Raw genomic sequence first — 20,728 nt, 5'->3', positions numbered from 1 at the left:
GCCGGTCGCTTGCGACGCCAGCATTGCCGGGCGGGCGACGGGCAGCCGCCGGCCGGATCCTTGGCAGGGCGTCGCGCGTCGCTTTTTTGACAATACGGTGACGCGTTCATACGATGAACGCCTGCCGTGCACCGTGCGGCTTCCGACCGTCAGGGAGTATTGAGCGTGCCGATCCCCGTTCTGTTTGCCGTTCTGTGCGCGGCGTTCCTGCACGCATCATGGAATGCGCTCGTGCGCAGCAGCGGCGACCGGCTGCGCTCGGCCACGGTGCTGCAGATCGCGATCGGGCTGTTCGCGCTGCTGTTCCTGCCGGCCGCCGCGCCGATCACGCCGGCGAGCTGGCTCTGCGTCGTCGCGTCGGCCGTGATCCACGTCGTCTATACGCTGCTGCTCGTCCGTGCTTACGAGCACGGCGACCTGAGCGTCGCGTACCCGGTCGCGCGCGGCACCGCGCCGCTGCTGGTCACGCTCGGCGCGGCGGCGTTCGCGGGCGAGCGCCTGAACGTCGGCGCGCAATGCGGGCTCGTGCTGATCTGCGCGGGCATCATGGCGATCGGGCTGGAGCGCGGGCGCGGCGCGAAACACCGGATGATGCAGGTGCTGCCGACCGCGTTCGCGACCGGCGTGTCGATCGCGGCGTACAGCGTGGTCGACGGGATCGGCGTGCGCGAGAGCGGCAGTACGGTCGGCTATACCGCGTGGATGTTCGTGCTGACAGGCGCGATGATGGCCGCGTACTACCGGCTGCGGGCGGGGCCGCTGCGGTTGACGCAGGATGTCGGCGAAACCGCGAAGGCGGCCTGCGGCGGCGTGTTCGCGGCGCTCGCGTACGGCATCGTGATCTGGGCGATGGATCGCGCGCCGATGGGGCCGGTGTCGGCGCTGCGGGAAACGAGCGTGGTGTTCGCGGCGCTGATCGCGCGCGTGTATCTCGGCGAGCGGCTGACGCCGCGCCGGGCGGCAGGGTGCCTCGTGATTGCTTGCGGCGCGCTGCTGATCAGTGCGTTCGAGACGGTGCGGTGAGCGCGCCGGCGCAGCGCTCCGGGCGCGTCAACCTTCCACCGGCATCGCGCTCGTGCACTTGATCTCGTCGAGACACACGCTCGAATGCACGCCGCTCACGCCCGGAATGCGCATCAGCGTTTCGAGCAAGAACGTCGACAGCCCCTTCAGGTCGTGCGCGACGACCTTCAGCACGTAATCGATATCGCCCGTGACCGAGAAACATTCCTGGATCTGCGCGAGATCCGACACGAGTTTCTGGAACTTCGACAGATCGCGGATATGCCCGCGCTCCATCGTCACGTGCACGAACGCGGTGACGCCGAACCCGAGCGTATCGGGGCACAGCCGGGTTTCATAACGGCGGATCGCGCCGATTTCCTCCAGCCGCCGATGGCGCCGCAAGGTCTGCGCGGGCGACAGCCCGACGGCCTTCGCCAGGTCGAGGTTCGACGCACGGCCGTTCTCCTGCAACACCGACAGCAAGTGGCGATCGATGCGATCGAGAAGCGGTTCAGGCATTTTTGTTTCCTCATCTGTCTCCTGGGCGCAATCTTATCTCATAATGTAGGGTTTGCATGAGCGGGTTACGCAACCCGATTTCGCCGTCGCGACGCTAAACTGACGCCGGATTTTCGTGTTCGGCCGCGGCAATGCGGCATGGGCGACGAGTCGGCGGCCGGTCTGGCCGGCACGCCGACGCGAATCGGGTGTCGCCCGCGCGAAAATTGCAGTCCCCAACCCGGCGTCCCCACGAACGGCCGCCGGCACAGCAAAAACAGCGCCCGGCACACCGAGGCGCGCCGCACCGCTTCCGGCGGAGGCGGGAAGAATGGAGAAGACATGGTTTCTGGAAACGAGAGCGCTGGCCTCAAACGCGGGCTGAAGAACCGGCACATCCAGCTGATCGCGCTCGGTGGCGCGCTCGGCACGGGGCTGTTCCTCGGCATCGCGCAGACGATCAAGATGGCCGGCCCGTCCGTGCTGCTCGGCTACGCGGTGGCCGGCATCGTCGCGTTTTTCATCATGCGCCAGCTCGGCGAGATGGTCGTCGACGAACCCGTCGCCGGCTCGTTCAGCTATTTCGCCGACAAATACGTCGGCCACTTCACCGGTTTCCTGTCCGGCTGGAACTACTGGGTGCTGTACATCCTCGTCAGCATGGCCGAGCTGTCGGCCGTCGGAATCTACGTGCAGTACTGGTGGCCCGGCGTGCCGACCTGGGTGTCGGCGCTGGTGTTCTTCGTCGCGATCAACCTGCTGAATCTGGCGAGCGTGAAGTCGTACGGCGAGACGGAATTCTGGTTCTCGATCATCAAGGTCGCCGCGATCGTCGGGATGATCGGCTTCGGCGGCTGGCTGCTCGCGAGCGGGCAAGCGGGGCCCGAAGCGAGCATCGCGAACCTGTGGCGGCACGGCGGTTTCTTCCCGAACGGCGTGTCGGGGCTCGTGATGTCGATGGCCGCGATCATGTTCTCGTTCGGCGGGCTGGAGCTGATCGGCATCACCGCGGCCGAGGCGGACGATCCGAAGCACAGCATTCCGCGCGCGACCAACCAGGTGATCTACCGGATCCTGATTTTCTACATCGGCGCGCTCGCCGTGCTGCTGTCGCTGTATCCGTGGGAAAAGGTCGTCACCGGCGGCAGCCCGTTCGTGCTGATCTTCCATGCGCTGAGCAGCAACGTGGTCGCGAACGTGCTGAACGTCGTCGTGCTGACGGCCGCGCTGTCGGTCTACAACAGCGGCGTGTACAGCAACAGCCGGATGCTGTTCGGCCTCGCGAAGCAGGGCAACGCGCCGAAGGTGCTGTGCTCGGTGAACAAGCGCGGCATTCCGCTCGCCGCGCTCGGCGCGTCGGCGCTCGCGACCGGCGTGTGCGTGCTGGTCAACTACTTCATGCCGGGCAAGGCGTTCGAGGTGCTGATGGGCCTCGTCGTGTCGGCGCTGATCATCAACTGGGCGATGATCACGCTGATCCACCTGAAGTTCCGCCAGGCCAAGCGTGCTGCCGGGGAAGAGACATCCTTCCGCAGTGTGGGCTATCCTTTCACGAATTACCTGTGCCTGGCATTCATGGCCGGCATTCTCGTCGTGATGTACCTGACGCCGGATCTCCGCCTGTCGGTGTACCTGATCCCGGTATGGCTCGCGGTGCTCGCGATCGGGTATCGCTTCCGTCAGAAGAATGCGGGCTTGGCGGTGCACGACGGCGTCTCCGCACGCTGACGCAGGCCACGACCGACCATTGTTCCAAACGAGACCGACTCAAGCCATGTTCGAACACATCGACGCGTACCCGGGCGACCCGATCCTGACGCTCAACGAGAATTTCCAGCAAGATCCGCGCGACCGGAAGGTCAACCTGAGCATCGGGATCTATTTCGACGCCGAAGGCCGGATCCCGGTGATGGGCGCCGTGCGCGAAGCCGAAACCGCGCTGCAGCGCGACAGCGGCCCGAAGCCGTACCTGCCGATGGTCGGCCTGGCCGCGTATCGCGACGCCGTGCAATCGCTCGTGTTCGGCGCCGATCACCCGGCCCGCGTGGCCGGCCGCATCGCGACGCTGCAGACGCTCGGCGGCTCGGGCGCGCTGAAGGTCGGCGCCGATTTCCTGAAGCGCTATTTCCCGGATTCGCAGGTGTGGCTGAGCGATCCGAGCTGGGAAAACCACCGCTTCATCTTCGAGCGCGCCGGCTTCACGGTGAACACGTATCCATACTACGACGAAGCGACGGGCGGCCTGAAGTTCGACGCGATGCTCGCGGCGATCGACGCGCTGCCGGCGCGCAGCATCGTGCTGCTGCACGCGTGCTGTCATAACCCGACCGGCGTCGATCTCGACGAAGGCCAGTGGGAGAAGCTGATCGACGTGATCGAGGCGCGCGGCCTGCTGCCGTTCGTCGACATGGCGTACCAGGGCTTCGGCGCGGGCCTCGATGCGGACGCGTTCGCGGTGCGCGAGCTGGCCCGCCGCGGCGTGCCGACGCTCGTCGCGAACTCGTTCTCGAAGAACTTCTCGCTGTACGGCGAGCGCGTGGGCGGCCTGAGCGTCGTCTGCGAGGACGCGGCCGCCGCCGACCGCGTGCTCGGCCAACTGGCCGGGGCCGTGCGCTCGAACTACAGCAACCCGCAGACCTACGGCGCGAAGGTCGTCGCGGCCGTGCTCGGCACGCCGGCGCTGCGCAAGCAGTGGGAAGAGGAACTGTCGGCGATGTGCCGCCGCATCGCGCGGATGCGCCAGTCGATCCACGACGGCCTGCGCGACCACGTGAGCGGCGAGGCACTCACGCGCTACGTGAAGCAGCGCGGGATGTTCACGTACACGGGCCTGACCGAGTCGCAGGTCGACGCGCTGCGCGAGGTGCACGGCGTGTACATCCTGCGCTCGGGCCGGATGTGCGTGGCGGGCCTGAACGACTCGAACGTCGGCATCGTCGCGGACGCGATCGGCAAGGTGCTGAAGAGCGGCGTCTGAACGCGGCGCGCCTCGGCGCGTCACGATGAAGAACCGGCTGTGTCCCGTCGCGGGAGCAGCCGGTTTTTCGTTGGGCGGCCGTCATGTGCGATGCCCGGCTGACGCGCGGGCAGGCGCGGCGGTACGATCACGGGATCGCATGCACGACCGAGGAGCAGAGAAACGACATGGGCATCCGGATCATCCAGCTCGGCACGCCGCGCGCGGCCGGCGAGGGCCTGCGGATCGGCACGGTGCGGCGGCCGCCGCGCGGCGTGCCGAAGGCGGAATTCGCGTCGCGCAACTACTATGATGTATGGTTGCCGACGCTGTCGCCGAGCCCCGAACTCGTCGCGCAGGCGCAGGCCGCCGAAACCGACGCCGAACGGAAGGCGTTCAAGCGCCACTTTCGCGCGGAGATGGCGCACGGCGATCCGGCGAAGGTGCTGGACCTGCTGGCCGCGCTGTCGGCGACCACCGCGTTCTCGATCGGCTGTTATTGCGACGACGAAAACCATTGCCACCGCAGCGTGCTGCGCGAGCTGCTCGCGGAGCGCGGCGCGACGATCGAGCCCGACGCGGGCTGAAGCGGGCGGAGGCCGCGTCGCGCGGCGGCGCGATCGTGCGGTGCGGCGAACCGGTTGACGTGGGTCAAGCGCGCGGCCGCGCGCGCCACTATGCTCTCGTCATGGAGCCATCACGACGATGACAGACCGACAGATGCACATTGCTTTCCCGTCCGAACCGCCGGAATACTGCGCGCGCGACCTGGTCGTCGCGTTTTCGGCGCTGGTCGACGGGCGTTGCGTCCAGTGCGCGGTCACGGCCGAGGCGCTGGAGGACCATTTCGGCGCGCGCTCGCTGCTCGAGCGCGATCTGCTGAGCGCATTCGACGCGCACCGCCCGGCCATCGAGGCGATGGCACGACGCATGCTCGAGGAAATCGGCGGCCGGCCGGTGCTGCTGCACAGCGGGCACTTCCGGCTCGAAGGCTGATACCGCAGGAGGGCGCATGACACTGCAGGGCAACATTCACGAACGCGACTGGTCGGTCGAAGTGGAGACGCGCCCGTGCGAATCGGGCGAGTTCCGCTGCCGCGTGTCGGTCGAGCACGGCGCCGGCGCCGCGCGGTTTCATCATACCTTCGAGCACAGCCACGCGTATCCGACGGAGCGCGAAGCGATGATCGAAGGGCTGCGGGCCGGCATGACGTGGATCGAGATGAAGGCGTCGCAGACCTTCAACGTATGAACGGTCCCGCGCCAGCCAGGCGCGGGCAGACTATCGGCCGGCCGCGATCGAACCATGCGCGCCGCGTCACGGGAAACACGTGCCCCCGCATGGCGATGCGGACGGCACTTGCAAGGCGGTCGACGAGCGGCGGCCCCGTCAGGAGACACGACATGGGCGTGGGCATGCAGATCGCCTGCCTGGGATTCACGGGTTCGGCGGCGGTCGAGGCCGAAGCCGGCGCGCAACTGGTGAGGCTCGAACGGTTTCGCGCATTGATCGACGGCTGCCACCTCGCGATCGAATTGCGCACGGCGGCCGATGGCGAGCGCGTGTACGACGTACGGGTCGACCTGGTGATGCACGACGCGGCGCTCAGGCCTTTGCCGCTGCCGCCATGCGTCGGCGCCGATGTGGACGATGCGCTGCGTCGCGCGTTCGCGCAGGCCGAGCACGCGCTGATCGCGTGGCAGCGGGGCGCCGCCACGGCGGCGCTGCGCGACACCATGCAATGACGTGGCGCCGGCGATCCGGCGCCCTGCGTCAGACCCGCGCGAGCGCTTGCGCGTCGATGATGCGCACGCGCTTGCCGCGCGTTTCGACGAGCGCTTCGCGATGGAACCGCGAGAACATCCGGCTGACGGTTTCGAGCTTCATCCCGAGATAGCAGCCGATTTCCTCGCGCGTCATCCGCAGGTTGAATTCGGTCGCCGAATAGCCGCGCGCCTCGAACCGCGACGACAGGTTCAGCAGGAAATGCGCGACGCGCTGCTCGGCCGACATCGTGCCGAGCAGCAGCATCTGGCTCGATTCGCGGACGATCTCGCTGCTCAGCATCTGGTAGAGAAAGTGCTGCATCGGCTTCATCTCGCGGCACGCGGCTTCGAGCGCGCCGAACGGGATGATGCACACCACGCTGTCCTCCAGCGCGATCGCGTCGCAGCAATGCTGGCCGCCGCCGATGCCGTCCATCCCGAGCGTTTCGCCGGCGATCTGGAAGCCGGTCACGTGCTCGCGGCCGTCGCGATGCATCATCACCGTCTTGAACGAACCCGCGCGCACCGCGTAGATGCTCTGGAACGGATCGTCGGTGCGAAACAGCGCGTCGCCCTGGCGGACCTGCCGCGTCGTGCAGATGATCGCGTCGAGGCGGCCGTATTCGGCGGGCGTCAGGTGCGGCGGCAGGCACATCGAGCGCATTGCGCAGGCCGAGCAGCGGGCGGCCGGATGTTTGGCGGCGTCGGCGCGCGCGGCCGGGCGCAGCGGGATCGTTGGCCGGGGTACGACGGACACGTCGGCGGCGAAGGCGGTGGCGGTGGACATGAGTCGCTCCGGCTCGTCAGGTGCGGCGCACGCGAGCGTGCACCAGGGATTCGATCACATGGCATGCGGCGTCGAATTCGACGGTCTTGTCGAAGAAGTAGTCGGCTCCCGCCGTCGCGCATGCCTCTCTGAATGCCGGTGCCGAGTGGTTCGTCAGCACGATCGTGACGATGCGCGGCGCGGCTTTCGACAGCATCCCGATCAGGTCGAGACCGCTGCCGTCCGCGAGCCGCACGTCGACGATCACCACGTCCGCGCCACTGCTGCGGATATGCGTCCACGCGTCCTGGCCGTCTTCCGCTTCGCCCACGACCGCAACCCCGCGGATCGCGCCGACGAGCAGCGCGATCCGCTGGCGAACGGCGACCGCATGATCGACGAGAAACACCCTGAGCAAGGCGGGTGACAGGCTGGCATTCATGCCGGCAGTATCGTGTTGCGCCGCCGAAATTGAAATCGGCCGAATTGGAAGTTCGTGTAGGCCGCTTCGACGCGGTGTAGGGCGTTTCCTACAGCGCGTACGGGAAATCGCCGGTATGAATCCGACGAGGCGATGCCGCGCGAGCGGTGCGAACGGTCGCGCGGCCGGGTCAGCCGGCGCCGCGCGCGGCCAGTGCGTCGCGCGCGGTGCGGCAAGCGGCCAGGTCCCACGCGGCGCAGCCGACGCTCTTGAACAGCAGCGGGCCGCCGCGGGCGAAGGTGCCGTTCAGCACGTCGGCGAGCGATGCGACGTGCCGCCAGTCGACTTGCGCGACGATCAAGTCGCCGGCTTCGTGGCGCGCGCCGGCCGGATCGTCGACGACGAGCCGGCTGCCCCGCACCGTGTTCGCGTCGATCTCGGCGGCATCCGCGGTGAACGCGCCGACGCCGACCACGAGCCGGCCTTCGCGCGCGGCTTCGCGGTAGACGGGCGTGCGGCTCGTCGTCAGCGTGACGACCACGTCGATCGCGTCGGGAATCGCGTCGCCGTCGAGCGGCGCGAGGTGCGGCGCATGCGCGCGGTGGGCGGCGCAGAACGCGGCCGCGCTGTCCGCGCGCGTACCGCGCACGTGAAGGCGCGCGTCCGGAAAGATCGCCGCGAGCGCTTCCGCATGATTGGCGGCCTGCTTGCCGGTGCCGATCAGCAGGATATCGCGCGGCGCGGCGCCGTGCAGCGCGTGGATGCCGAGCGCGGTGATCGCCGCCGTGCGGCGGCCGGTGACGGTCGGGCCGTCGAGCGCGAAGCGCATTTCCCCGGTGGCGGCATCGTACGCAGTGACCTGGCCGAGGATCGTCGGCAACCCGCGCGCCCCGTTGCCGGGGCACACGGTCACGAGCTTGTGGCTCGCCAGGTCGTGCGCGCTCGACGGCATCGACAGCATCACGCCGCCGCCTTGTAGCGGCACGACCAGGCGTTCGGGGCTGACGATGTCGCCTGCCGCATACTCGACGACCGCTTGCCTGAGCGTGGCGAGCAGCGCCGGGTAGTCGAGCAGCGCGGCCGTGTCGGCCGCATCGAAAACGGGAATCGGGGAAAGGGCGGTCATCGTGTACGTCGGGGGCGTCGGTGAGTGTGGTCGGCGGACGCATGCCGCGCCCGCCGCGGGTCTGCCGGATACCGTGACACAGGGCAGTGGATCGAATCTATACCACTTGCTGGCGCGCCCGCAACCCAGAAAATAAAGCGCTTCGTGGATTTTGGTTCTAATATCTGGCCAGAAGGCTCGCCGATGCCGCGCTGCCCGCCCGCTCCGGTATAGTGCGAACCCATTCCAGATCCCACGCCCGCGAACGGGCAGGAGCCATACGATGATGTCCGCGCGCCCCGACTCACTCGAAGGCGGTTTCAGGCCGCTGCAGATCTACGAGCAGGTAGCCGAAAAGATCCGCGACGAGATTCGCGCCGGGCGCTACGCGGCCGAATCGCGGCTGCCGTCCGAGCGCGAGCTCGCGGCGCTGTTCCAGGTCGGCCGGCCGGCGGTGCGCGAAGCGCTCGGCGCGCTGCAGAACGAAGGTCTCGTCTTCACGAAGCGCAATTCGGGCACCTACGTCGTCGCGGCGCCGCTCGACGTGCTCGCGCGGCACGGCGACGCGCACACCGTGCTCGAGGCCGATTTCAGCCCGACGTCGACGCTCGACGTGCGGCTGATCCTGGAGCCCGCGATCGCGCGCCTCGCGGCCGCCCATGGCCGCGCCGACGCCGGCGCCGAGCGCTATCTCGCGCAGATGGAAACCATCACCGACATCGACGATCCGCACCAGCGCGCGCTGTGGAACGAGAGCGACCGGCTGTTCCACCGGCAGCTCGCGCTGATGACGGGCGACGCGCTGATCGTGAAGATCGCGGACGAGGTCGCGAAGACGATGGACCAGCCGCTGTGGAAGCGGCTGAAGGACGACGGCATCTACGACGCGGGCCGGATCCGGCTCTACGTGTCCGAACACCGGCTGATCTACGAGGCGATCGTGTCCGGCGATGCCGATGCGGCTGCGTTCTACGTCGAACAGCACATCCGCCGCGTGCGGCGCGACATCGCGCCGAAATGACCGGCCCGCGCGCGCATCCGTTCTGGTCTTCAATATGACCAAAATGCCGACGATTATTTTGAAATTGCTTGCGATGTGACCACGCATGTCCTACATTGGTTTCACACAAAACCAATTAGGAGACATCATGCGACACCTCGTGACCGCGCTTTCGGTGGCCGTCGCCGCTGGCGCGCTGACTTCCGCGCATGCGCAGGAGGTCGTGACGATCGGCCATTCGGCGCCGCTCACGGGCCCGCAGGCCGCCAACGGCAAGGACAATGAAAACGGCGCGCGGCTGGCGGTCGACGAGCTCAACAAGGCTGGCGTGAAGGTCGGCGGAAAGACCGTGACCTTCAAACTGGTTTCCGAAGACGACCAGGCCGACCCGAAGGCCGGCGTGCAGGTCGCGCAGAACCTCGTCGACAAGGGCGTCGTCGCGGTGCTCGGGCCGTACAACTCGGGCGTCGCGATTCCTGCGTCGCGCGTGTATTCGAACGCCGGCGTGCCGATCCTGCCGGTCGCGTCGAACCCGGCGCTGACGAAGCAGGGCTTCAGGAACATCTTCCGGATCGGCGCGAGCGACGAGCAGCTCGGCGGCACGATGGCCACGTTCGCCGCGAAGACGCTGAACGCGAAAACCGCCGCCGTGATCGACGATCGCACCGCATACGGGCAGGGCGTCGCCGAGCAGTTCATGAACGTCGCGAAGGCGAACGGGATCAAGATCGTCGACCAGGAATACACGAATTCGTCGGCCACCGACTTCCTCGGCATTCTCACCAAGATCAAGGCCGCCAACCCCGACGTGATCTTCCTCGGCGGCTATGCGGCGCAGGGCGCGCCGATGGCCAAGCAGATGAAGCAGCGCGGCTTGCGGGCGAAGCTGCTCGGCGGTGACGGCATTTGTTCGGCCGACATGGGTAAGGTCGCGGGCGAGGCGGCGTCGATCGTCTACTGCGCGCAGGGCGGCGTCGCGCTCGAGAAGACGCCGGCCGGGCGCGCATTCCTGAAGAAGTACCACGACACCTATCACACCGATACGCAGGTCTACGGCGTCAATTACTACGACGGCGTGAAGCTGCTCGCCGACGCGATGGTCAAGGCCGGCACGACCACCGACAAGGCGAAGCTGAGCGCGCAGCTCGCGAAGTCGAACTACGCGGGCGTCGCCGGCACCTATTCGTTCGACGCGAACGGCGACCTGAAAGGCGCGCCGACCACCGTCTACGTGATCCGCAACGGCCTGCCGGAACCGTACGCGAAGTAATCCCGTCACGGACGGCGGCCCGGCCGCCGTCCTTCGTTTCAACGCATCCAATTCGTCATGAAGATTTCCCGATCCCTTTCCACCGTCGAAGTGCATACCGGCGGCGAAGCGTTTCGCATCGTCACGAGCGGGCTGCCGCGGCTGCCCGGCGCGACGATCGTCCAGCGCCGCGCATGGCTCAAGGCGCATGCCGACGAAATCCGCCGCGCGCTGATGTTCGAACCGCGCGGCCATGCCGACATGTACGGCGGCTATCTGACCGAGCCCGTTTCGCCGAATGCCGATTTCGGCGTGATCTTCGTGCACAACGAGGGTTACAGCGACCATTGCGGACACGGCGTGATCGCACTGTCGACGGCGGCCGTCGAGCTCGGCTGGGTGCAGCGCACGGTGCCCGAGACGCGGGTCGGCATCGACGCGCCGTGCGGCTTCATCGAGGCGTTCGTCCAGTGGGACGGCGAGCATGCGGGGCCGGTGCGCTTCGTCAACGTGCCGTCGTTCATCTGGCAACGCGACGTGTCGGTTCAGACGCCCTCGTTCGGCACCGTGACCGGCGACATCGCGTATGGCGGCGCGTTTTATTTCTATGTCGATGGCGCGCCGTTCGACCTGCCGGTGCGCGAGTCGGCCGTCGAAAAACTGATTCGCTTCGGCGCGGAAGTGAAGGCGGCCGCGAACGCGGCGTATCCGGTCGTGCATCCGGAGATCCCGGAAATCAACCATATCTACGGCACGATCATCGCGAACGCGCCGCGCCACGCGGGTTCGACGCAGGCGAACTGCTGCGTGTTCGCGGATCGTGAAGTCGACCGCTCGCCGACCGGCTCCGGCACCGGCGGGCGCGTCGCGCAGCTCTACCAGCGCGGGCTGCTCGCGGCGGGCGACACGCTCGTCAACGAATCGATCGTCGGCACGGTTTTCAAGGGGCGCGTGCTGCGCGAAACGACGGTCGGCGGCCTCCCGGCCGTGATCCCGGAAGTGGAAGGCAGCGCGCATATCTGCGGGTTCGCGAACTGGATCGTCGACGAGCGCGATCCGCTCACGTACGGATTTCTCGTGCGCTGAGCCGGGGCGCCGGCCGCGCCGTTGTCGCGCCCCCGTCGCGTGCGTTCAGGTTGTCGTACCAGGTTTGGCGCGTCGTTCCGGTTGCCGGGCACGCGCCTTTTTTGCGTGAGCGCCGCCGCAACACCGCGGCGCGTGTGTCGGCGCAAGGCCGCCGCGGGTCGGCCCGCGCGAGTTTGGTACGATGCAGCCTTTTCAGCCGAGCTCCACCCGCGTGAATCGCCGAAACGTGTCGTCAGTGCGTGCCTTGTGCGCCAGATGGGTCGCGCGCGCCCAACCCGTCGCAGCGGCCGCCGTCGCGCGGCTCAAGCCTCTCGCCGCCACCGCGTGGCGCCATGTCCGCCGCCCGACGCGCCGTGGCGTGCTGCTCTCGGCCGCCGCCGTGCCGGCGCTGTTCGCGCTGTACGTGGTCGTGCTCATCCCGTTCACGCCGGGCATCGGCGACATCCGCAAGGCGCGCGTCGACCAGCCCGCGCAGGTGCTGTCCGCCGACGGCAAGCTGCTGGCCGAATTCAAGCCGTCGAACCGCGAATGGGTGGCGCTCAAGCAGATCTCGCCGCACATGGTCGACGCGCTGATCGCGACCGAGGATCACCGCTTCTACGAACACCACGGACTCGACTGGAAGCGCACGGCGTCGGCCGCGCTCCATACGTTCTCGGGCAGCCGCCAGGGCGGCTCGACGATCACCCAGCAGCTCGCGCGCAACCTGTATCCGGACGAGATCGGCCGCGCGCCCACGCTCACGCGCAAGGTGAAGGAGGCGATCACCGCGCTGAAGATCGAGGCCGTCTACAGCAAGGACCAGATCCTCGAGACCTACCTGAACACGGTGCCGTTCCTGTACAACGCGTACGGCGTCGAGATGGCCGCGCGCACCTATTTCGACAAGTCGGCCGACGAGCTCGACGTGCTCGACAGCGCGACGCTCGTCGGGATGCTGAAAGGCAACAGCTACTACAACCCGGTGCTGAACCCCGAGCGCGCGCTGCAGCGGCGCAACACGGTGCTCGGCCAGATGGTGAAGTACGGCAAGCTGTCGCCCGCGCAGTTCGCGCAGTTGCAACGCCGGCCGCTGCGCATCGACTTCGAGCGCCAGAAGGAGCCGCCGGGGCCGGCGCCGCATTTCGCGCAGCAGTTGCGCAAATGGCTGATCGCGTGGGCCGACCGCAACGACTACAACATCTACTCGGACGGGCTGATCGTGCGCACGACGATCGACTCGCGGCTCCAGCAGATGGCGACGCAGGCGCTCACGCTGCAGGGCAATCAACTGCAGGGTATCGCGAACAATGCATGGAGCGGGCGCGACGGCTGCGGCACCGACAACGAGGTGTTCCGCACCTTCATGCGCGAATCGGCCGAGTACAAGGCCGCGCAGGACGCCGGCAAGGACGACGCTGCGGCGATGAAGCTGCTCGCGTCCGACCGCGGCTTCCTGCACGCGCTGTGCAAGGCGAAGACCGACGTGCAGGCCGGCTTCCTCGCGATCGACCCGCGTGACGGGCAGATTCGCGCGTGGGTCGGCAGCCGCGACTTCACCCGCGAGCCGTTCGACCACGTCGCGCAGGCGCGGCGTCAGCCGGGCTCGACGTTCAAGCCGTTCGTCTATGGCGCCGCGTTCGCGAGCGGGATGAAGCCGGACGATACGTTCATCGACCAGCCGGTCGAGATCCCGTTGAAGGGCGGCGAGATCTGGCGGCCGAACGACGACGTGCCGCCGTCGGGCAAGCCGATGACGCTGCGCGACGCGGTTGCGCTGTCGCGCAACCGGATCACCGCGCAGGTGATGGAGAAGGTCGGGCCGGGCGCCGTCGCGCGGCTGGCGCGCGACATGGGCGTGCGCGAAAGCCCGCTCGAACGCGTGCCGTCGCTCGCGCTCGGCACGAGCCCCGTCACGCTGAAGGAAATGGTCGCGTCGTACGCGACGATCGCGAACGGCGGGCTGTACGTCGAGCCGCAGATGGTCACGCGCATCGAGAACCGCCAGGGCGACGTGCTCGCCGAGTACGCACCGGCGCCGCCCGAGCGCGCGCTCGACGCCGAAACCGACAAGATGCTGCTCGACGTGATGCGCGACGTCGTGACGCGCGGCACGGGCGGCAGCATCCGCACGCGCTTCGGGGTGCGCGGCGACGTGGCCGGCAAGACCGGCACGACGCAGGACAATGCGGACGGCTGGTTCATCCTGATGCAGCCGGGCCTCGTCGCCGGCGCGTGGGTCGGGTTCGACGACGGCCGCGTGACGCTGCGCAGCGATTACTGGGGGCAGGGCGCGCACAGCGCGCTGCCGATCGTCGGCGATTTCTTCCAGCGCGCGCAGCGCGCCCGCATCGTCGATACGAAGGCGAAATTCGATACCGAGCCGTCGCCGGGCTGGTTCGGCTCGCTGCGCGAGCGCGTGACCGACCTGTTCGACACGTGGTTCCCGTCCGAGCCGAAGAAGGCGTCCGCGCCGGTCAGGACGCCGCGCGTCGAACGCCCGGCCGAGACCGACGAAGGGGCGGCGTCGGAAGCGTCGGCCGCGTCGGCCGCGTCGGCGCCGGATGCCGCGTCCGGCGGCATCGTCGAGGAATGGGTGCCGGCGTCGGAAGTAGCCGCGGCGCTGTCGTCGGGCGCATCGCAGCCGCCGCAGCCTGCGCAGCCGCCCGCGGGCGCGAGTACGACGAACGGAAGCGGCGCCGGTGCCGGCGCCGCCCCTTCGGCCGTGCCGGCCCCACCGCCGATGCCGGAGCCGGCGCCGGCCGCGCCTGACTCGACCGGCGCTTCGCAGTGACGAAGCCATTCAGATTCCGCGCGATGCTGCCGTAATCAAGTTGTCACGATAGCTCGCGCGGTCGCCCCCGCGCTTCTCCGATGCGACTTTCCACTGACTATGCCGCGCTCGCGCGCGACGACCTTTCCGTGGGCGTCCCGCTCGGCTTCGACCTCTACGACGCCGACGGCGCCGCGCTGCTGCCGGCCGGCACGACGCTGGCCGACCCGGCGCAGCACGCTTTCCTGTTCGACCATTTCCGCCCCGTGCGCCAACGCGACGTCGCCGACACCGATCCACGCGCGTCCGCGGCGACGGGCGCCCCCGCCACGCGCATGGGCTTGTCGGCGGGCGCCGCGATCGGCATCCGCCGGCGGGTCGGCACGGCGCGCGCGCTGCAGCGGTGCCGGCTGATCGGCGTCGGCGCGTCGGGGGCGCTGTTCGTCGAGCCGCAGCCCGCCACCGCGCTCGAGTTCGTGCGCGGCGACGACGTCGAAGCGGTAGCGGTCGGCCGCGCCGCGGTGTCCCGTTTCGGCGCGACGGTCGAATCGGTGCAGGCGTCGGGCGCGGCGCCATTCATGATCCTGTCGCCGCCCGGTTTCGTCGACCGGCTGCGCACGCGCGCCGAGCCGCGCGTGCCGGTGCGCATCGCGGCCGGCTGCCGCGGCGCGGCGGACGAAGCGGAAAGCATCGGGGTGATGCACGACATCAGCCTGAGCGGTCTGTCGATCGCCGTCGGCCGGGCGATCGCGGCACCCGGCGAGCCGTTGGGCGTGATGCTGCCGTACGAAACCGGCGGCCGTGTCGAGCGGCTGGCGCTCGCCGGCACGGTGCGGGCCGTGCATGCCGACCCGGCGGTGCCGGCGCTGACGCTGCACCATGCGGCGTTCGACGACATCGACGCCGCCGACCTGATTCGCCTCAAGGCACTGCTGTTCGACAGGCAGATGGCGTCGGCGGATATCGAACGCCTGCGCTGACGCCCGGCCCGCGCATGGCCGTCACCGAATCGCGGTATTTGGTGTACGAACGTCGATAATCATCTGATGAATCGGCCTATTCCGGCGCGATTGTACGGTTTCGGTCAACAGTGAATTTGCGATTTAAGTATTTACCCTGATAGTCGAGCCTCCTAGACTTTCACTCATGCGCAACGACTCCGAGTCCGAAGCGCCTGACAAAACAATCCTGGAGGTAACGCATCATGAAATCGCTGATCAAGGCAGTTGCACTGGCCGCCCTGGTGGCCGCACCGGTCGTCTCGTTCGCCCAATCGAACCAGCAGCCGCTGACGCGCGCGCAAGTGCGCGCCGAACTGGTCCAGCTCGAAAAGGCCGGCTACAACCCGAACGACTGGATCAACTATCCGGAAAACATCCAGGCCGCCCAGGCCAAGATCGCAGCCGCGCAGAACGCCGGCGCGCAAGCCGACGCAACCGGCTATGGTTCGAACCCGGTCGCGACCTCGCAGTCGGGCCAGCGCGCGGTCGTGCCGGCCGTGAGCGACCGCTCGTCGGTGTACTTCGGTCACTGAGCCGGCTGTTGTCTCGCGGCCCCGAAGGCCGAGGCCGAAGCCGTATCGGAAAAGCCCGCACACGTATCGTGTGCGGGCTTTTTGCATCTCTTCCATCGAGTACGGCAACGCACGAATTGCCGTCGGCCGAACCGGTCGCAAATAGCCTGCGGCTTGCATGAGCGACACGCCGGCCACCGATCGGCGCTGATTCAGCAATACCTTGCCGTGAACGGGTCACGCCTCTTGCCGCGCCGACCCGCTGACAATCCGCCGCGCGTGCGCTAGCATCGCGGTCGATGTCGGCGCGGTGGCGCGGCCCATGCACACGGGGCGCGACAAGGCACCGGGTTCCACACTTCAACGAACAACAAAGGAGCATCCATGCGTGTCTTGACCGGTCTGCTGGGCTCGCTGGCGCTGGTGGCGGGCGTCGCCCATGCGCAGGCGAATTGCGCGGACGCGACGGATCAGGCGACGATGACGGCGTGTGCCGATCGCGCGTACAAGAAATCCGACGGGGAACTGAACCGGACCTACCAGGCCGTCACCGCGCGCCTGCGCGATGCGCAGCCGCTTGCCGACAAGCTCGTGAGCGCGCAGCGCGCGTGGATCGCGTACCGCGATGCAGAATGCCGTTTCTCGAGCGCGAATGTCGAGGGCGGCAGTGCATACCCGATGGTCGTATCGACCTGCCTCGACGATCTGACGAAAGCGCGCACCGAAACGTTGAAGGGCTATCTCGCCTGCGAGGAGGGCGACCTCGCGTGCCCGGTGCCGGCGAAGTAACCGCCATGCGCGGGCCCGCCGAGGCCCGTGCCGCACCGGCTACACGTCGCCGTTACACGTCGTCCGTTACACGTCGTCCGTTTCGTCGAGCAGCTTGTGCCGCATCGCGTAACGCACGAGCGCCGCTTCATGCGGCATCTGCATCTTTTCGAGGATCCGGGTTTTGTAGGTGCTGACCGTCTTCGCGCTCACGCACAGCGCATTCGCGATCTCGGTCAGCGTCTGGCCCGCGGCGATTCGCCGGAACACGTCGAATTCGCGATCGGACAGCCGCTGGTGCGGCAGCGTCTCGGCCGGCTCGTTCAGGCTCTGCGCGAACTGCTCGGCCATCGCCAGGCTCACGTAGACGCCGCCCGACGCCACTTTCGTGACCGCGCCGACCAGCTCCGCGCTCGCGCTTTCCTTCGTCAGATAGCCGGACGCGCCCGCGCGGAACGCGCGCACCGCGTACTGCTGCTCCGCGTGCATCGTCAGCACGAGCACGCGCAGCGCGGGCTTCTCGTCCTTGATCTGCTTGATCAGCTCGACACCGTTGCGGCCCGGCATCGACAGGTCGAGCACGAGCACCTGCGCGGGCGTCGCACGCACCAGCGCGATCGTCGACGGGCCGTCGCAGGCCTCGCCGGCCACCTCGAATCCGGTGGCGTTCTGGAGGATGTGCCGCAGACCGTCGCGTACGAGCGTATGGTCGTCGGCGATGAGCACCTTGATCATGTGATGAGCGTGTCCTGTTGAACGGTGGCGAGCGGAAACGCGACGGTAATCGAGAAGCCGCGCGCGAGCGCGGTGTCGATCGTCACTGTGCCGCCCAGCATGTGTGCGCGTTCGCGAATGCCGATCAGGCCGAACGACTTGTCTTCGTGGGCCGCACCGCCGGGCGCCGCGCCGCGGCCGTTGTCCGCGACGCGCAGCACGCAAAAGCCTTCCTCGACGTCGAGCCGCAACGCCACGCGCGTCGCATCCGCATGGCGCGCGACGTTCGTCAGCGCTTCCTGGACGATGCGGAACAGCGTGGTCGCACCCGCGCTGGTGAACGTGAGGCCGCCCGTCTCGATGTGGCGCTCGACATCGATCCCGTAGCGGTTCGTGAAATCGTTCGCGAGCCATTCGATCGCCGGCACGAGGCCGAGATCGTCGAGCATCACCGGCCGCAGGTCGGCCGCGATGCGCCGCACCGACGCGACCGTAGCGTCGATCAGCCGCCGCATGCCTTGCAGGTGGGCCTGCACGCCATCGTCGGGGTGCGCGCGGCCGGGCGTGCGCAGTTGCTGCTCGACGACCGAGAGGTCCATCTTCAGCGCGGTGAGCTGCTGCCCGAGGTCGTCGTGCAGCTCGCGCGCGATGCGCGTCTTCTCCTCTTCGCGTACGTTCTGCAGGTTCGCCGACAGTTCGCGCAATTCCTCGCGCGATCGCTTCAGCGCGTTCTCGGCCCGCAGCCGCTCGGTGATGTCGCGCAGCATCACCGTATAAAGCTTGCCCGACGCGTCGCGGATCTGCGAGATCGACGCTTCGATCGGGAATTCCTCGCCGTTGGCCCGCAGCCCGAACAATACGCGCTGGCGGCCCATCTGCCGCTCGGACACGCCCGTCACGCCGAACTGGTCGACGTGTTTCGCGTGCGCGGCGCGGAACCGCTCCGGAATGAAGCGCGACAGCGGCGCACCGATCGCCTCCATCGCGGACACGCCGAACACCTGCTCGGCCATCGGATTGAAGATCACGACCGTCTGCTTCTCGTCGATCGTGATGATCGCTTCCATCGACGAGCGGATGATGCCCATCATCCGTGCCTCGTTGAGGAGGCCGCGGCTGCTCGCGCCGGCATCGGCGCGGCTGCGCAGCAGCGCATGGACGAGCGCCGCGAACCCGAACGACGCGATCAGCCCGGCGGCGAGCACGGTGCCGGCCGCACGCTGCGCGCCGGTCGCGCTCGGCCGGCCGTCCGCGGAATAGGCGAGCGTCAGCGCGGTGCCGCCGAAATTCAGCACGTCGGTGCGCCGCATCAGGTCGGGCGACGCCGACGCTTCGTCGGTCGTCGTCTCGACGCTGGCGATCGCGCGCGGATCGCCGCCGGCGCTCATCCACAGGTCGATCCCGCGTTCAGTATCGAGCGCGCGCTCGAGCAGGCGCCGCGGGCTCAACGCCGCGAACAGCACGCCGTCGGCGGCGGTTTCGCGCGCGCCGGACGGTCTGGCCGCCGCAAGCGACGAGGCCGTCGCGGGCAGGAACAGCGTCAACGTGCGGGCGTCGCGGGACGTATCGTCGTCGGCCGAATGAACGCCGAGCGCGATATCGCCGGTCCGCAGCGCATGCGCGAGCGGCGCCGCGTCGGACGCGCCGAAGCGCTCGACCGGCGCATTCGACGCGGGGGCGCTGAGCGTCGCTGCCGCGAGCGGGCCGGCCGGCGGCGGTTTCGTGCCGGCGAGGGCGCTGCGCGCCGCGGGCGTCAGCGGCGCATAGCCGATCTGCCGGACCGGCGAGCGGGCGCTGTCGAGATCGAGCGTCTCCGCATAGCGACGCCATTGCTCGGGCGTCATGGTCGGGACGAGGCCGAACGCGCCGCGCGCGCCTTCGAGCACCGCGACGCCGGTCTGCAGTTCGTGGCGCAGCATCGCGGTCACGTGCGCCGTGCGGCGTTCGAAACGCGTATGAACGGTGGCTTGCCACTGCTCGCGCACCAGCAGCGCGACGCCAAGCGACAACACCGCGCCCGCGCACAGCGCAACGACGCCGGCCGCGAGCGGCTGGCGTAACATGATCTGCAGGGGCGCGGGCCCTCGGGCGCCACGCGTCGGGGTTCCACTGGCGGTCATTCGATGGCCATTCTGTTGTTCGGGCTACCCAAGGCGCTCGGGCAGGGCGGCACAACCGGAAAACCTCGCACCGGCTGCGTGCAACGACTATTTTGAAGATGAAATTGTGCGCGTTTTACACGTTTTTTGTAATGGGGTCGGTTGAAATCGCGGCAAACGGCGTGAAGCAGGGGCGCGCCGACCCACTTGATGCGCGTCAACGCGCGTGTCGGCACGTGGGGCAGACTGTTCGGCAGGCAAGCCGGCGCCAGGCCGGCTTGCGGCAACGGGCCTTCGTCGCGCAACGCGCGATGCGCGCCCGGTCGGAGGGACGGACCATGTACAAGCGGATTTTCGTCGGGCTCGACGGCAGCCCGAGCGCGCGTCTCGCGCTGAACGAGGCGATCCGGATCGCGGCGGCGTCCGGCGGCGAAGTGACCTGTGCGTACGTCGTCGAACATCGGCCGCAGCTCGTCGACGTCGACGCAGGCTTCGCCGCCGAGCGCGACGGCGATGTCGCGGCGACCGATGCCGCGACGCCGGTGCTCGACGACGCGAAAGCGGCGCTCGCGCAGCAGCATGTGCGGGGCACGGTGCGCGCGCTCGACGCGTATGGCGAGGACATCGCGGCGGTCCTGATGCGCACGGCGGCCGAAGCCGACGCCGACCTGATCGTGATGGGCACGAGCGGCCGGCACGGACTGCGCAGGCTGTTGCTCGGTAGCGTGGCGGAATCGCTGCTGCGCGCGGCCGACCGCCCCGTGCTGCTGGTGCGGCACGGCGAGGCGCGGACGTCGGCGACCGCGTAATCGACGGCGGTACGGTCGGCGATGCCGCCCGTGCCTCTGCGGGCAGCAGGCTGCCTCGCGCGCTTGGCCGGATATCGGCACGATCCGCGTGCCGGGGCGGGCCGCCGGGATTCTCGGCGGTGAGCGATCGAGCGTCGACGGTTGCATCCCGGCACGCAGTTCTGGCAGCATCGGCCGGTGTCCGCTTGTTCGCCGCGCGCATGGCCGCGGCGATCGACGC

The 20,728-nt window shown here is 68.5% G+C and carries 21 protein-coding genes; 15 read left to right on the top strand and 6 right to left on the bottom strand.

Going from position 1 to position 20,728, the window contains the following annotated elements:
• The first annotated feature begins 165 nt into the window (after nucleotides 1-165).
• A complete protein-coding gene (locus tag LGM42_RS02365) occupies nucleotides 166-1,023 on the top strand; it encodes an EamA family transporter (protein WP_226231463.1) in 858 nt (285 codons plus the stop codon).
• A gap of 27 nt (nucleotides 1,024-1,050) precedes the next feature.
• Here the strand turns inward: LGM42_RS02365 and LGM42_RS02360 are convergent, their stop codons facing one another.
• Entirely contained in the window at nucleotides 1,051-1,524 is a 474-nt protein-coding gene (locus tag LGM42_RS02360; RefSeq protein ID WP_059574437.1) for an Lrp/AsnC family transcriptional regulator, read from the bottom strand.
• Between the two features lie 321 nt (nucleotides 1,525-1,845).
• Between LGM42_RS02360 and LGM42_RS02355 the strand changes: the two genes are divergently transcribed.
• From LGM42_RS02355 to LGM42_RS02330, 6 genes are all read left to right on the top strand, one after another.
• Nucleotides 1,846-3,231: an amino acid permease gene (locus tag LGM42_RS02355; protein ID WP_059639448.1), complete on the top strand. Its 1,386-nt coding sequence runs from the start codon at nucleotides 1,846-1,848 to the stop codon at nucleotides 3,229-3,231.
• Between the two features lie 46 nt (nucleotides 3,232-3,277).
• Nucleotides 3,278-4,480, top strand: a complete 1,203-nt coding sequence (locus LGM42_RS02350) for an amino acid aminotransferase (protein WP_060310974.1) — start codon at nucleotides 3,278-3,280, stop codon at nucleotides 4,478-4,480.
• Nucleotides 4,481-4,647: 167 nt separating this feature from the next.
• Nucleotides 4,648-5,046, top strand: a complete 399-nt coding sequence (locus LGM42_RS02345; protein WP_226231462.1) for a DUF488 domain-containing protein — start codon at nucleotides 4,648-4,650, stop codon at nucleotides 5,044-5,046.
• Between the two features lie 118 nt (nucleotides 5,047-5,164).
• Nucleotides 5,165-5,455, top strand: coding sequence for a DUF1488 domain-containing protein (locus tag LGM42_RS02340; RefSeq protein ID WP_059574434.1), 291 nt, complete (start codon nucleotides 5,165-5,167; stop codon nucleotides 5,453-5,455).
• A gap of 16 nt (nucleotides 5,456-5,471) precedes the next feature.
• On the top strand, nucleotides 5,472-5,711 hold the full coding sequence (locus tag LGM42_RS02335; RefSeq protein ID WP_006479066.1) for a hypothetical protein: 240 nt from the start codon (nucleotides 5,472-5,474) through the stop codon (nucleotides 5,709-5,711).
• Nucleotides 5,712-5,863: 152 nt separating this feature from the next.
• Nucleotides 5,864-6,205 carry a hypothetical protein gene (locus tag LGM42_RS02330; RefSeq protein WP_059574433.1) on the top strand — a complete coding sequence of 114 codons (342 nt, stop codon included), beginning with the start codon at nucleotides 5,864-5,866 and terminating at the stop codon, nucleotides 6,203-6,205.
• Nucleotides 6,206-6,233: 28 nt separating this feature from the next.
• On the opposite strand, the gene LGM42_RS02325 is transcribed toward LGM42_RS02330, so the two are convergent.
• From LGM42_RS02325 to lhpI, 3 genes are all read right to left on the bottom strand, one after another.
• Nucleotides 6,234-7,013: a helix-turn-helix domain-containing protein gene (locus LGM42_RS02325; RefSeq protein WP_059574432.1), complete on the bottom strand. Its 780-nt coding sequence runs from the start codon at nucleotides 7,011-7,013 to the stop codon at nucleotides 6,234-6,236.
• 16 nt (nucleotides 7,014-7,029) lie between these two features.
• Entirely contained in the window at nucleotides 7,030-7,434 is a 405-nt protein-coding gene (locus tag LGM42_RS02320) for a response regulator transcription factor (protein ID WP_060011360.1), read from the bottom strand.
• Between the two features lie 169 nt (nucleotides 7,435-7,603).
• A complete protein-coding gene (lhpI, locus tag LGM42_RS02315) occupies nucleotides 7,604-8,539 on the bottom strand; it encodes a bifunctional Delta(1)-pyrroline-2-carboxylate/Delta(1)-piperideine-2-carboxylate reductase (protein WP_226231461.1) in 936 nt (311 codons plus the stop codon).
• A 262-nt stretch (nucleotides 8,540-8,801) separates the two neighbouring features.
• Here lhpI and LGM42_RS02310 point away from each other — a divergent pair, with 262 nt between their 5' ends.
• The 7 genes from LGM42_RS02310 to LGM42_RS02280 all read left to right on the top strand — a co-directional run bounded on the left by LGM42_RS02310 (nucleotide 8,802) and on the right by LGM42_RS02280 (nucleotide 16,907).
• Complete coding sequence (locus tag LGM42_RS02310) at nucleotides 8,802-9,539, top strand: FadR/GntR family transcriptional regulator (RefSeq protein ID WP_099317429.1); 738 nt, start codon at nucleotides 8,802-8,804, stop codon at nucleotides 9,537-9,539.
• Between the two features lie 127 nt (nucleotides 9,540-9,666).
• On the top strand, nucleotides 9,667-10,788 hold the full coding sequence (locus tag LGM42_RS02305; RefSeq protein ID WP_226231460.1) for a branched-chain amino acid ABC transporter substrate-binding protein: 1,122 nt from the start codon (nucleotides 9,667-9,669) through the stop codon (nucleotides 10,786-10,788).
• Nucleotides 10,789-10,845: 57 nt separating this feature from the next.
• Complete coding sequence (gene lhpH / locus LGM42_RS02300; protein ID WP_226231459.1) at nucleotides 10,846-11,853, top strand: trans-3-hydroxy-L-proline dehydratase; 1,008 nt, start codon at nucleotides 10,846-10,848, stop codon at nucleotides 11,851-11,853.
• A gap of 181 nt (nucleotides 11,854-12,034) precedes the next feature.
• A complete protein-coding gene (locus tag LGM42_RS02295) occupies nucleotides 12,035-14,626 on the top strand; it encodes a penicillin-binding protein 1A (RefSeq protein WP_226231458.1) in 2,592 nt (863 codons plus the stop codon).
• A gap of 80 nt (nucleotides 14,627-14,706) precedes the next feature.
• Nucleotides 14,707-15,585, top strand: coding sequence for a PilZ domain-containing protein (locus tag LGM42_RS02290; protein ID WP_226231457.1), 879 nt, complete (start codon nucleotides 14,707-14,709; stop codon nucleotides 15,583-15,585).
• Between the two features lie 224 nt (nucleotides 15,586-15,809).
• Nucleotides 15,810-16,139 carry a DUF4148 domain-containing protein gene (locus LGM42_RS02285; protein WP_027783001.1) on the top strand — a complete coding sequence of 110 codons (330 nt, stop codon included), beginning with the start codon at nucleotides 15,810-15,812 and terminating at the stop codon, nucleotides 16,137-16,139.
• 363 nt (nucleotides 16,140-16,502) lie between these two features.
• A complete protein-coding gene (locus tag LGM42_RS02280; protein WP_059639457.1) occupies nucleotides 16,503-16,907 on the top strand; it encodes a lysozyme inhibitor LprI family protein in 405 nt (134 codons plus the stop codon).
• Between the two features lie 66 nt (nucleotides 16,908-16,973).
• On the opposite strand, the gene LGM42_RS02275 is transcribed toward LGM42_RS02280, so the two are convergent.
• Both LGM42_RS02275 and LGM42_RS02270 read right to left on the bottom strand, forming a co-directional pair.
• A complete protein-coding gene (locus tag LGM42_RS02275; protein WP_006483707.1) occupies nucleotides 16,974-17,621 on the bottom strand; it encodes a response regulator transcription factor in 648 nt (215 codons plus the stop codon).
• On the bottom strand, nucleotides 17,618-19,720 hold the full coding sequence (locus LGM42_RS02270; RefSeq protein WP_060310967.1) for a PAS domain S-box protein: 2,103 nt from the start codon (nucleotides 19,718-19,720) through the stop codon (nucleotides 17,618-17,620). Before LGM42_RS02270 ends, LGM42_RS02275 begins: the two co-directional genes overlap by 4 nt.
• Nucleotides 19,721-20,037: 317 nt before the next feature.
• Here LGM42_RS02270 and LGM42_RS02265 point away from each other — a divergent pair, with 317 nt between their 5' ends.
• Nucleotides 20,038-20,508, top strand: coding sequence for a universal stress protein (locus LGM42_RS02265; protein WP_226231456.1), 471 nt, complete (start codon nucleotides 20,038-20,040; stop codon nucleotides 20,506-20,508).
• Nucleotides 20,509-20,728 lie beyond the last annotated feature (220 nt).

Origin of the sequence: Burkholderia sp. AU39826, assembly GCF_020419965.1 — a bacterium.
Lineage (GTDB): Bacteria > Pseudomonadota > Gammaproteobacteria > Burkholderiales > Burkholderiaceae > Burkholderia > Burkholderia semiarida.
The sequence above is the reverse complement of the archived record's forward strand: the minus strand, read 5'-3'. Positions and strand labels throughout refer to the sequence as shown.

Coding starts and splice junctions, on each gene's coding strand:
- LGM42_RS02360 (WP_059574437.1), bottom strand. CDS start 1,524: ATGCCTGAACCGCTTCTCGATCGCATCGATCGCCACTTGCTGTCGGTG.
- LGM42_RS02355 (WP_059639448.1), top strand. CDS start 1,846: ATGGTTTCTGGAAACGAGAGCGCTGGCCTCAAACGCGGGCTGAAGAAC.
- LGM42_RS02350 (WP_060310974.1), top strand. CDS start 3,278: ATGTTCGAACACATCGACGCGTACCCGGGCGACCCGATCCTGACGCTC.
- LGM42_RS02345 (WP_226231462.1), top strand. CDS start 4,648: ATGGGCATCCGGATCATCCAGCTCGGCACGCCGCGCGCGGCCGGCGAG.
- LGM42_RS02340 (WP_059574434.1), top strand. CDS start 5,165: ATGACAGACCGACAGATGCACATTGCTTTCCCGTCCGAACCGCCGGAA.
- LGM42_RS02335 (WP_006479066.1), top strand. CDS start 5,472: ATGACACTGCAGGGCAACATTCACGAACGCGACTGGTCGGTCGAAGTG.
- LGM42_RS02330 (WP_059574433.1), top strand. CDS start 5,864: ATGGGCGTGGGCATGCAGATCGCCTGCCTGGGATTCACGGGTTCGGCG.
- LGM42_RS02325 (WP_059574432.1), bottom strand. CDS start 7,013: ATGTCCACCGCCACCGCCTTCGCCGCCGACGTGTCCGTCGTACCCCGG.
- LGM42_RS02320 (WP_060011360.1), bottom strand. CDS start 7,434: ATGAATGCCAGCCTGTCACCCGCCTTGCTCAGGGTGTTTCTCGTCGAT.
- lhpI (WP_226231461.1), bottom strand. CDS start 8,539: ATGACCGCCCTTTCCCCGATTCCCGTTTTCGATGCGGCCGACACGGCC.
- LGM42_RS02310 (WP_099317429.1), top strand. CDS start 8,802: ATGATGTCCGCGCGCCCCGACTCACTCGAAGGCGGTTTCAGGCCGCTG.
- LGM42_RS02305 (WP_226231460.1), top strand. CDS start 9,667: ATGCGACACCTCGTGACCGCGCTTTCGGTGGCCGTCGCCGCTGGCGCG.
- lhpH (WP_226231459.1), top strand. CDS start 10,846: ATGAAGATTTCCCGATCCCTTTCCACCGTCGAAGTGCATACCGGCGGC.
- LGM42_RS02295 (WP_226231458.1), top strand. CDS start 12,035: ATGCAGCCTTTTCAGCCGAGCTCCACCCGCGTGAATCGCCGAAACGTG.
- LGM42_RS02290 (WP_226231457.1), top strand. CDS start 14,707: ATGCGACTTTCCACTGACTATGCCGCGCTCGCGCGCGACGACCTTTCC.
- LGM42_RS02285 (WP_027783001.1), top strand. CDS start 15,810: ATGAAATCGCTGATCAAGGCAGTTGCACTGGCCGCCCTGGTGGCCGCA.
- LGM42_RS02280 (WP_059639457.1), top strand. CDS start 16,503: ATGCGTGTCTTGACCGGTCTGCTGGGCTCGCTGGCGCTGGTGGCGGGC.
- LGM42_RS02275 (WP_006483707.1), bottom strand. CDS start 17,621: ATGATCAAGGTGCTCATCGCCGACGACCATACGCTCGTACGCGACGGT.
- LGM42_RS02270 (WP_060310967.1), bottom strand. CDS start 19,720: ATGACCGCCAGTGGAACCCCGACGCGTGGCGCCCGAGGGCCCGCGCCC.
- LGM42_RS02265 (WP_226231456.1), top strand. CDS start 20,038: ATGTACAAGCGGATTTTCGTCGGGCTCGACGGCAGCCCGAGCGCGCGT.